This window comes from Nocardia sp. NPDC060220 (assembly GCF_042727815.1).
Taxonomy (GTDB): domain Bacteria; phylum Actinomycetota; class Actinomycetes; order Mycobacteriales; family Mycobacteriaceae; genus Nocardia.
In genome coordinates this window covers 1-11,540 of record NZ_JBHWZY010000121.1, presented here as the reverse complement: position 1 = coordinate 11,540, position 11,540 = coordinate 1, and the positions used below count along the sequence as shown (strand labels likewise).

Genomic DNA, 11,540 nt, shown 5'->3' with positions numbered 1-11,540 from the left:
CTTGCCATCCTCGACCCGCACTTTCCCCCGCGCGTCGATACGCAGAATCTTCGCTTTCCCCCACCCTTCGCGCAGGGCGCCGGGATCGAGCCGGGCGTGCTCGGCCCGGTCGATGGTGGAACGTGACAGCAGCGGAACGTTTTTCAGCCGGAACGACACGATCCGAGCATAGAGCGAAGGCGCGGGCGCGGGTGCGCCCGGGCGGCCGACTACTTTCCGGCGCGACGGATGTAGAGCAGTTTGTCGCCGGTGTCGAGGGCATCGACCTCGGGTTCGCCGACCCTGATCAGCGCGCCGTTGCGCACCACACCGAGCACGATATCGCTGAGATGGCGCGGCGATCCGCCCACTTCGCTCGTCTCCACCTCGCGTTCGGCGACGGCGAAGCCCTGCTCGGGCGTGAGCAGGTCCTCCATCATCTCCACGACCGTCGGCGTAGTGGTGGCGATACCGAGCAGCCTGCCCGCGGTCTCCGAGGACACCACCACCGAGTCGGCGCCGGACTGGCGGACCAGGTGGGTGTTCTCCGCTTCGCGGATGGCCACCGAGATCTTGGCCGTCTTGTTCAGTTCGCGCGCGGTGAGCGTCACCAGCACGGCGGTGTCGTCGCGATTGGTGGCGACGACGACCGCGGCGGCACGCTGCACACCGGTCAGTCGCAGCACATCGGACTTGGTCGCCGAACCGTGCACGGTCACCAGGCCCGCGGCGGCAGCGGCCTCGAGCGCGATGGGATCGGTGTCGACCACCACGATGTCGGACACCTGGATCCCGTCACCGACCATCGCATCGATCGCGGTCCGGCCCTTGGTGCCGTAGCCGACGACGACGGTGTGATTACGCACGGTGTGCCTCCATCGCTGAATCTTGAATGCCTGCCGCGACCGTTCGGTCAGCACGCCGAGAGTGGTACCGACCAACACGATGAGGAACAGGACGCGCAGGGGGGTGATGACGATGATGTTCACCAACCGCGCCGACGGGGTCACCGGGGCGATATCGCCGTAGCCGGTGGTCGACAGCGACACCGTGGCGTAGTACATCGCGTCCAGGAACGACAGCTCGTCGCCGGTGTTGTCGCTGTAGCCGTGGCGGCCGACGTAGACCACTGTCGCGGCGGTGAACAGCAGTGCGATCGCGAACAACACGCGACGGGTGAGCGAAACCCACGGGCTGGACTGCGCCGCCGGGATCCGCAACAGACCGACCAGGGCGTAGTCGGGACTGCTGCTCAACCCGACCGGGTTGCGCGTGTCACCGAACATGCCTGCTCCTGTATTTCTGGCGGCTGGCGCCGCGGGTTTTCGGCCTGGGTACCTTGGTCTTCCCTCCCGCCGGGCACTCCTTCGTCGCACCCTCTGGTCAGTCCAGATCAAGGCGGCCGAAAACCCGGCGGCGACCGCAACACTATCGGCTCAGTGAACCTCGTGTGGATCGGTGTCGGCGTTTTCCGGTGCGGCGTCGCGGATGAGGCGCTCCAGCTCGGCGGGGCCCGCCAGTCGCGCGGGGGCGATGGTGCGGCCGGAGCGGATGTAATGGAATGCGGCGCCGACACGTTGGAGCATCCGGTCCTCGGTCTCGCCGGTGCGCGCGGCCATCAGGCGGGCCCAGGCGAGGCGGTAGACGGCCAGCTGCACGGCGACGGCGGGCTCGTCGGCGGGGCCGGGTTCGGCGCCGGTCTTCCAGTCGACCACGATCCAGCGGCCGCCGGGTTCGGCGAAGACGGCATCCATGCGACCGCGAATCACCGTGCCCGCGATGCTGGTTTCGAAGGGCACTTCCACGTCGACCGGATTGCGGTGCGCCCACGGTGAGCGGCGGAAGGCGGACTGCATGGCGGCGAGTTCCTGGTCGGCGCGTCCCATTTCGGTGGTGCTGTCGGCGGCGCCGGGCAGTTCGTCGAGGCCGAGCAGCTGTTCGGTGCCGAACCAGGATTGCACCCAGGCGTGAAAGGCGGTGCCGCGCCGGGCCATCGGGTTCGGGGGGTACGGGAGCGGGCGGCGCAGACGGGCGGCCAGCCGGGTCGGGTCGGCGCGGAGTTCGACGAGGGCGGTGGCGGGGAGTTGGCCGGGGAGTTCCACCTGCTGTTCGGCGAGTTCGGCGGCGGTGAATTCGGCGAGGAGGGCGTCGACATCGCTGACCCAGCCCTCGGGGTCGTCGATCTCGGCCTGATCGTCGGCGGTGCTGTCGGCCACCGATGTGCCGCTGCGCAATTCGTCGAGTGCTTCGCGGACGAGGGCGGCGCCCTGTTCGATGGGATCGCGACGGTTGCCCAGTGGGTCGCGTGGCCACGGGGCGGTCGGCGGGTTGTCGGCGAACGGGTTCACCGCGTCCGGTGGTGGCTTGTCGTCCCAGCGGGCGACGGTGGCGACGCCGTAGGCCTCGCTGCCCGGGTTCTCGTTCGCCTCCTTGAGCTCGAGCAGGAAATCCGACGGACCCTTCTGCGAGGTCCCCGTCTCGGGCCAGTAGTAGGCCGAAACCAACAGGACTCGTTCGGTTCTGGTGAGCGCCACATAGAACAGGCGCCGTTCCTCGTCGAGTCGGCGGCTCTTGAGCGCGTCCTTGTGGTCGGCGATCGCGTGTTCGAGTTCGGAGCGGTCACCCACGGCGCTCAAGTCCAGGACGGGCACGCCCTCGGACGCGTCCGGCTGGGCGCGGTCGCCGCGCAGCGTGGTGGGGAGTTCGGTGAGCGCGCCGAGCCAGGTGCTCAGTGCGGTGGTCGACGGGAACACCGTGGCGCTCACGTGCGGCACGGCGACGACTTCCCATTCCAGGCCCTTGGCGGCGTGCACGGTGAGCACCTGCACCCGGTCGCGCGCGACCTCGACTTCGCCTGGCTCCAAACCGTTTTCGACCGATTCCGCCGCGGTGAAGAAGGCGAGCAGGCCGCTCAGCGATGCCCGGGAATCGGCCGCGTACCCGGCGACCACCTCGGCGAAGGCATCGAGGTGCTCGCGTCCGGCGCCGCCACCGGCGATCGCCCGCCTGGCCTGGGTCTCCACCCCGACGCCGATCGTCCGTTCGACATCGGCGACGAGTTCCACCAGCGGCTGCCCACTGCGTTCGCGCAGTGCGGCCAGCTCCTCGCTCAGGGCAGCGATCCGCGCGAACCCGGCCTCCGAATACTGGTCCGCCGCACCGGGGTCGGCGATGGCGTCGGCGAGACCGGCTTTCTCGGTCGGTTCGGGCGCGACCTCGCGCAACGCCGTCGCGAGTCCGGCCGCGTCGGTGATGGCGTCGGTGGCACCCGACCCGCTGCTGATGGACAGCATCTGCGCTCGCCGCGCCAGTGCGGCCAGGTCCGCCACCCCGATCCGCCACCGAGCCCCGGTGAGAATGCGGACCGCCGCGCTTCCGGTCCCCGGCTCGGCGATCAAGCGCAGAGTGGCGACGATATCGGCGACCTCCGGCGTCGCCAGCAACCCACCGAGCCCGACGATCTCCACCGGCAATCCCTGCTCGCGCAGCGCCTCTGCCAGCGGCGCCGCATCGGCATTGCGCCGGATGAGCACCGCCGAGGTGGGCGGCGGACCCTCGTTCTCCCGCGCCGTCGCCCACTCGCGCGCGATCCGCTCGGCGATCCAGTCCCGCTCCTGCGCGATGGTTTCGGTGAGCGCGAACTCGACGACCCCCGCCTGCGATTGCGGTTTGGCCCGCAACGCGTCCACGGTCGCCCCACCGGCCGCCCGCGCCACCGCCCGCAGCGGATCGGCCACCAGGTTCGCCAGCGCCAGCGCTTCGGGCGGGTTCCGCCAGCTGGTCAGCAGCGGCAACACCGGCGCGGGCACCTCTGGCGCAGCGGGGAAGTCCGTGGCGAAGCGCGGCAGGTTGGCCGCCGAGGCGCCACGCCACCCGTAGATGGATTGCATCGGGTCACCCACCGCCGTCACCGCGAGCGCACGCGAGAGCGGGGCGGATTCCCCCGGCACGGTGCGACTGCTGCCATCGCGAGCAGGCGGCTCGCCTCGCGACCGTTCGCCGCCACGCGCACCAGCGCTAGACATCCGCGCGCCAGGGTGATCGGCCGGCGACCGGGTGCCCGCGATGGCATCTTCGCGCTCATCCATCGCGAACAACGTGTCGGCTTCGCGTGTTCGAGCCGGGTGCTCCTCATCCCGGATCCGCACCGGCTCTCGCTGCCGATCTCGTTGTACCGCTTCGGCATTGCCGAACAGCGCCGACAACAGCACCCGTTGCGCGTGTCCGGTGTCCTGGTATTCGTCGAGCAGGACCAGTTTGAACCGCGCGCGTTCGGCGGCGGCGACTTCCGGATGGTCGACCGCCAATTGCGCGGCCAGCGACATCTGGGAGCCGAAATCCAGTGCGCCACGGCGGTTCAGCGCGTCGGCGAGCTGGCGAACCAGCGGGAGCAGGGCCACGCGCTCACGTTGCGCGGTCACCACGCCGACCAGTGCCTGGCTCGGTCCGCCGCGTTGCCGGGGGCCCGCGGGCAGCGTGTAGACGAGTTTCTCCAGCTCCGCGTGTGCCTCGGCCAACTGCTCCGGTTCCACCAGATGTTCGGCGAGCTGCCCGGACAGGGCGAGCACCGCCTCGGTCACCGAGACCGGCGTGCGATCGGTGTCGAGATCGCCGTCCCAGGAACGCACCACCTCGTGCGCGAGCTGCCACAACTGGGTCTGGGTGAGCAGCGCCGCCGAGGGCTCCACCGGCAACAACAGTCCGTGCGCGGTGAGCAGCCTGCCCGCGTACGAGTGGTAGGTGCTGATCTCGGGCTCGGCACCGGCGACGATCGTGCGCAACGCGCCACTGGGATCGATCTCACGCAGCAGCGGCGCACCCGCCAACCGGGCGAGCCGGGTCCGGATCCGGGAGGTCAACTGCTGGGCGGCTTTTCGGGTGAAGGTCAACCCGAGTACTTCGTCCGGAGCGACCAGTTGGTTGGCCACCATCCACACTACGCGCGCGGCCATCGTCTCGGTCTTGCCCGCGCCCGCGCCCGCGACGACCAGCGTCGGCTCCGGCGGCGCGGCGATGACCGCCGACTGCTCATCGGTCGGGGGCGGCAGGCCGAGCGCGTCGGCCAACCGTTGCGGGGTGACGCGCACACCGCTCACTCGTCGGTCACCTGCCGTCCGGTGTCCTGCACCGGGCAACTGCCCGCGACCGGGCAGTGCCTGCACCCGTCGTTGCGCACCGCCAGATAGCCGGGCCCGCGCGTCGCGTCGGCCGCGTCGTGAATGGTGGTGCGCCACTGCTCTAGGCCGTCGCCGTCGAGCGCGCTCTGTGTCCGTTCGGCCGCGCCGGTCTTGCGGTTCGGCTTGGCGACATAGACCAACCGCGCGCCACCGGGGTCGGCCACGGGGGCAGGTTCGTCGGACTCGTCCTCGTCCAGCGCCCCGTGCGCGGCGGCCACCTGGTAGGTGGCCAGCTGCGCGTGATCGGCCACCGCCTTCTCGCTGACCGGCGTCTTGCCCGTCTTCACATCGACGATGACGAAGCGTCCCTGCGCATCTCGTTCGAGCCGATCGATGCGCCCCCGAATGCGTACGGCCCGTGCGCCTTCCGTGCGCGCGGGCAGCACACAGTCCACCGGCACCTCCACCCCGGCCTGGGTGAGCTCGCCGCGCGTGGTGCGCACCCAGGCGAGGAAGGTCTCCAGCATCGTCTCGGTGCGACGTAGTTCCTGGCGCGAATGCCAGCCGTCGGCCGGGTCGACCGTTTTCCACGCCTGATCCAGCGCCGCCCGCACCTGCGCCTCGGGGACATCGCCCGCCAGCGCCTGCACGAGCGTGTGCACGAGATTGCCCTTCACGGCGTGCGGGTTGTCACCGTCGGTGCCACCGTGGCGTTCCAGCGCCCATCGCAGCGGGCAGGTGCGCAGCAGTTCGACCGTCGACGGTGACAACCCGATCGGGGAATCGTCGTCGTCCCAGAGTTCGCGCTGCGAACTGAGTTCGGCGGTGCCGTACCAGTCGCCGGGGTCGGTACCGGGCACGCCCGCGTCGGCCAGCCGCGCCAACTGCCGTGCGGCGCGGTCACGCCGTTCGGGGTCGGCACCCAAATCACACACCACCCCGCGCAGTTCGGCGACGAGCGCGTGCATCACCAGCGCCCGTCCGGGATCGGCGACCGGCAGCGCGCCGGGTTCGCCGCTGTCGTCGTCACCGACGAGTTCGGTGAGAAACCGCGAGGGCACCAGATCCTGGTCTCCCGCAGCGGATTCGACGGCGGTCACCAGCAACGACCGCCGCGCGCGGCTGCACGCCACCAGCAGCAGCCTGCGTTCCTCGGCCAGGATCGGCGCGGCGCGGCTCACGGTCGCGCTCGGATCGACCCCGGCGACCAGGTCGACGAGATCCTCGGTGTGCAGCAGCGTGCCCCGCGAGCGCGGGTTGGGCCAGATGCCCTCCTGCACGGCCGCGACCGCCACCACGTCCCATTCCCGGCCCGCCGCGGCGTGCGCGCTGAGCAGGGTCACCGCCTCACCCTCGGCGGTCAGCGGCCTACCCTGTTGCGCGAGTTGCTGGTGCAGCAGATATTCGACGAAGCCGTCGATACTCGCCTTGGGCAACCGGTCGACGTAAGCGGCTGCGGCATCGAACAATTCGACAGCCGCGTCGAGGTCGCGGTCGGCCTGCATGCCCGGCGCCCCGCCACGTCGCGACTGCCGGAACCAGCGTCGCTCCAGCCGCGAATTCGTCCACAACGTCCACAGCACGTCTTCGAGCCCCTGCCCCCTGGCCTGGGTCTGTTTCGCCTTCGCCACCGCGCGCAACACGCGACGCAGTGGCGCCGCCTCGACCTCGGTGAGCCCGTCGAGCAGCCGTTCCTCGCCGATACCGACGATCAGGTCGCGCAGCACCTCGGCCGAGGACTGATCGACCAGCGGCACCGCGGGCGACTCCGGGCGCACGGTTTCCACGACAGTGTGCGCGGCGGGCGGGTTTTCGGCATCGAGGAGGTCGATATCGTCGGGCAGCCGTTCGGCGATGTCCCAGTCCGGTTCGGGTTCCGGGCGCAGCGGATCCTCGGGGTCCGGGGGCGGCAACCATTCGTCGTCGATCGGATCCGGTTCGGGTTCAGCGATTTCCGGCGCGGGCACGGCTTCGTCCCAGAGCAGGAACTGGTCGGCTCCATCGACCAAGGGCTCGGCGAGCGCACCCGTGCGTTCCAGGTCGAGCACGCTGCGCCGCACACCGCGCCGCAACCGACGCAGGGCGATCTGGTCGGCCCCACCGAGCGGCCCGCACAGCAGATCCATCGCGTCGTCCGACGAGAACATCGCATCGATCGCCCGGCGCGACCCCGGCCGCGACGCATCCCCCGCCAGCAACACCCGCAGCGCCAGCACCATCCACGCCGCCCCGCGCCGGCGTGCCAACGGCTCGGCCACCGCGGGCCTGCGCACCGGCACCCCGGCCGCCAGCAGGGCCCGCCGTAACGGCGCCAGCGACAACGGCACCGACCGCACGATCACCGCCATCGCCGACCACGGCACACCATCGGTGAGGTGCGCGCGGCGCAGATGGTCGGCGATCAGCGCCGCCTCCTTCGCCGGCGTCGACAACACCCGCACCCGCACACTCGACTCGTCGGCGGGAGGCAGATCGGCCGGGGGCGTCCAGGCGTCCTCGGGCGGCGGTTCGTCCCCGGGCGGCAGGTCCTGCGGCACCGGCCACAGATCTGGTTCGGCGCTCGGACCGGCGTGGGCGAACAGATCGACGGCGCCCTCGAGTGCCGGGTCCTGGCCGACGACGGGCTGCCCCATGGGCTCGGGTGGTTCGTTCTCCTGTCCCGGCAGTACCCGGTGCCGCGCGCTCCCCGGCAACCTCGCCGCGATGCGCGCATTCGCCAAGCGGATCGGCGCGCCACTGCGATGGTTGTGACGCAGGATGATTCGCCGCTGCGCGACGGTGTCGAGGTCGGTGAGGAAGTGCGAATCCGCGCCGCGGAAGGTGAAGACGGCCTGGTCCGGGTCGCCGGTGACAACGGTGCTCGCGCTGCCGCTGCCGATGGCGCGCACGAGTGTCGCGGCCTGCGGGTCGAGGTGCTGGGCGTCGTCGACGAGCAGGTAGCGGATCCGATCCCGTTCGGCGGCGAGCAGATTCCGGTCGCCGGCCAGGGCATCGAGCGCCGCGCCGACCAGTTCCGCGGCGTCGAGCGCGGGCGCGGTGGCCTCCGGCGCGGCGACACCGACCGACCACCGCAGCATCGAGGCCTGTTCGTACCGCTGGAAGAAGCGCCCGGCCGCCACCCACGCGTCGTTGTCGTGCTCGCGACCGAGCGCCATCAGGTCTTCCGGGCCGAGCCCACGCTCGGTCGCGCGCAGCATCAGGTCACGCAGTTGCTCGGCGAACCCGCCCAGTGCCAGTGCGGGCTGTAATCGCGGCGGCCACAAACCGCCCGCCCCGGCTTCGATGTCGGCGAGATCGCCGCGCAGCATCTCCCGCAGCACCGCGTCCTGTTCGGCGCCGGTGAGCAGCCGCGGCGGCGGATTGCCGTGCAGATCCGCGTGCCTGCGCAGCACCGAGAACGCGTAGGAGTGCAACGTGCGCACCATCGGTTCCCGGCTCGCGCCCGGAATACCACCCGCGGCGGGCCCCAGCTGGTGGGTGATCGCATCCCGCAACGCCGCGGCCGCGTGCTTGGTGTGTGTGAGGACCAGCACCGACGCCGGGTCGGCGCCATCGGCGATCCGCGCGGTCACCAGGTCGACCAGCAGCGCGGTCTTGCCCGTCCCCGGCCCGCCCATCACCTGCCAGGGCCGCCACCCGGGGCGCGGCGGCGCGGGCTGGGCCTGCTCGGCGAACAGCGCGCGAACGGACGCGCCCCAGGCCCGCGGCCGGGGCGCCCGCGTTGTCCGGCGCACGAGTCGCACCGAGCTATCCGATCGCACCACATCGGCTATTGCAACAGACCAGTCCGACACACCGGCGCACCCCTACCGCGAGGGCCGTACTGCGAGACCGCGCGCGACCGGCCAGAATGGCAGTCGTGTCGTCGCTTCATGTGCACCGATTCGGCCCCGCCGACGGTCCCGCCGTCCTCGCCCTGCACGGTCTCACCGGCCATGGCAACCGGTGGGAAACCCTCGCCACCGAGCATCTGCCCCAGGCCAGGATCATCGCCCCCGACCTGCGCGGACACGGCCGCTCCACCTCGCTGCCGCCCTGGGATCTGGAAACGATCGTCGCCGATCTCGCGCAGCTGTTGCGCGCCGAGACCGACGGCCCGGTCGTCGTGGTCGGCCACTCCTTCGGCGGCGCCGCCGGCATCCATCTGGCCCGGCAGCACCCCGACCTCGTGCGGGCGCTCGTCCTGCTCGATCCCGCCATCGGCATCGACGCGAAGCTGATCGAGCAGGTCGCCCTCGCCAACCTGGCCTCCCCCGATTACACCGATCTCGCCGAAGCCCGCTCCGACAAGCAGGTCAGCGCGTGGGGACCCGACGAGGTCGATCCCGAGGTGCTGGAACGGGAGTTGGCCGAGCACCTCGTGCCGACCGAGGGCGGCCGGGTCGGCTGGCGCATCTTCCAACCGGCGATCACCTCGTACTGGGGTCAGCTGGCGCGACCGTTCGTGTTGCCGCCCGCCGACCTGCCGACGGTGCTGGTGCGCGCCGCCAAGGTGCAGCCGCCGTATGTCACCGCGGAGTTCCTCGACGCCCTCACCGCCCACCTCGACACGTTCACCGCCGAGGTCTGGGACTGCGACCACATGGTCGCCCAGGCCCGCCCCGCCGACACGGCCGCGCTGATCGCCGCGGTGCTGTAGCCCGATGGCCGTCACGACGGAGGAACAGGTGGAGAAGGTCCGCGAACTGGTCGCCGCGATTCCGCCCGGCCGGGTCGCCACCTACGGCGATATCGCCGCCGCGGCCGGGCTGTCCTCGGCCCGCACGGTCGGCTGGATCATGCGCACCGATTCCGCCGACCTCCCGTGGCACCGTGTCATCGGCGCGTCCGGACGTCCCGCCGCCCACCTGGCCGCTCGTCAGCTCCGGCTTCTCGGCGAGGAGGGCGTGCCGATCGTCGACGGCCGGGTCGTTCTGCGGACGGCGCGTCTCTGAGCACGCCGATCGTTGCTCCGCATCCGCCACGGACTTCCCGGCGGGAGCGGCCCGCTCGGCTGCGGGGTCTCGAGCATCGGGGCCGCGCCTACTAGCATGACTTTCGTGCCGATCACCCGATTCCGAGTCAGCCGATGACCGCCGATGCGATCGTGCTCGCCGGTGGGCGAGCCAGTCGGATGGGTGGGGTCGACAAACCGGCGATCATGATCGGTGGGCGGTCGATGCTCGATGCCGCGCTGGATGCCGTGCGCGACTGCGCTGAGGTCGTCGTGGTCGGTCCGCATCGCCCCGAACTCGATGCGCGGTTCGGGCAGGTTCGTGAGGTGCCACCGGGTTCCGGCCCGGTCGCGGCGATCGGCACCGGCCTCGCCGCACTCGGCTCCACCGCGCCCTTGGTCGTCGTGCTCGCGGCCGACATGCCCTTCCTGACCGATGCGACCGTCCACGAACTGCTGCGCAGCGCAACCGAGTCCACCGCTGACGCCGTTTTCGCGATCGATGCTTCCGGTCGCCCGCAGTACCTCGTCGGTGTCTGGCGACGCAGTGCGCTGGTGGCGGCATTGGCCGGACTGGATTCACTGGTGAACCAGCCCATGAAGGCCATCGTGCCCGCCGAGACCGTCCTGGTCGAGCTGCCCGACATCGCCGACTGCGATACCGAGGAAGAGGTCCGGCGCGCGCGCGAATCCTTGGCCACCGACCGCGCGTCGAACCGCCTCGATCTCACCGAAGCGCGCGAACGTATCGGTTCCGGCCTGACACCTCTGGTCACCTACGAGGCCGCGCTGGACGAGGTCTCCGGTGCCGCGCTGGCCGCCGCGATCACCGCCGCGGGACCACTTCCCCGCTTCGATGTCTCGGCGATGGACGGTTACGCCGTATGCGGCGACGGCCCGTGGCAGTTGCGCCGCGACGTCGGATTCGCGGGTGGTGCGCGGCCGGCGGGCCTGCTCCCCGGCGAGGCGGTGCGCATCGCCACCGGCGCCCACGTTCCGGACGGCACCACGTCGGTGGTGCGCGACGAATTCGCCGCGATCACCGGCGACGAGCTGGCCCGCCTGCCCGACAGCCCGATCCGCGGCGATGTCCGAAAAAGCGGTGAGGACAGGAAGATCGGCGACCTCGTGGCACCGGCGGGCACCCGGGTCACCGCCGCCCTGCGCTCGGCAGCGGCCTCGGTGGAGGTCACCACGGGCACGGTTCGCGGACCGGTGCGTGCGCGAATTGTCATGACCGGCGACGAGATTCGCAGCACCGGCCCGCTCCAGACCGGCCAGACCCGCGACTCGATCGGGCCCGTCCTGCCAGATCTGCTCGCGGGCTGCGGCGTTCGCGTCACCGACCGAGTCCATCTGCGCGACACCGCCCATGGCTTCGACGACATGCTCACCGGCACCTCGGATTTCGACCTGCTGGTCGTGGTCGGCGCCACCGGCGGCGGCGCGGCCGATCAACTCCGTACCGCCATCGCCCGAGCCGAAGCCCGCGTCCTGGTTCCCCGACGACG

At 71.2% G+C, this 11,540-nt stretch carries 6 protein-coding genes; 3 read left to right on the top strand and 3 right to left on the bottom strand.

The features are described from left to right. Window positions 1–209: 209 nt before the first annotated feature. From ACFWF3_RS09000 to ACFWF3_RS08990, 3 genes are all read right to left on the bottom strand, one after another. Window positions 210–1,265 carry a potassium channel family protein gene (locus tag ACFWF3_RS09000; protein WP_379313152.1) on the bottom strand — a complete coding sequence of 352 codons (1,056 nt, stop codon included), beginning with the start codon at window positions 1,263–1,265 and terminating at the stop codon, window positions 210–212. Between the two features lie 150 nt (window positions 1,266–1,415). Next, complete coding sequence (locus ACFWF3_RS08995; protein WP_379313151.1) at window positions 1,416–5,075, bottom strand: ATP-dependent helicase; 3,660 nt, start codon at window positions 5,073–5,075, stop codon at window positions 1,416–1,418. Then, the gene (locus tag ACFWF3_RS08990; protein WP_379313153.1) at window positions 5,072–8,857 is read right to left on the bottom strand and encodes an ATP-dependent helicase; all 3,786 of its coding nucleotides are present in this window, start codon (window positions 8,855–8,857) and stop codon (window positions 5,072–5,074) included. The genes ACFWF3_RS08995 and ACFWF3_RS08990 overlap by 4 nt, the downstream gene beginning before the upstream one ends. Window positions 8,858–8,946: 89 nt before the next feature. On the opposite strand from ACFWF3_RS08990, the gene ACFWF3_RS08985 reads away from it, so the two are divergent. The 3 genes from ACFWF3_RS08985 to ACFWF3_RS08975 form a co-directional block, all read left to right on the top strand. Then, complete coding sequence (locus ACFWF3_RS08985; protein WP_379313150.1) at window positions 8,947–9,735, top strand: alpha/beta fold hydrolase; 789 nt, start codon at window positions 8,947–8,949, stop codon at window positions 9,733–9,735. A gap of 4 nt (window positions 9,736–9,739) precedes the next feature. Beyond that, complete coding sequence (locus ACFWF3_RS08980) at window positions 9,740–10,030, top strand: MGMT family protein (RefSeq protein WP_378632834.1); 291 nt, start codon at window positions 9,740–9,742, stop codon at window positions 10,028–10,030. A 134-nt stretch (window positions 10,031–10,164) separates the two neighbouring features. Further along, window positions 10,165–11,540 (top strand): NTP transferase domain-containing protein (locus ACFWF3_RS08975; protein WP_379313149.1); only part of this gene is annotated, 1,376 nt, incomplete at its 3' end.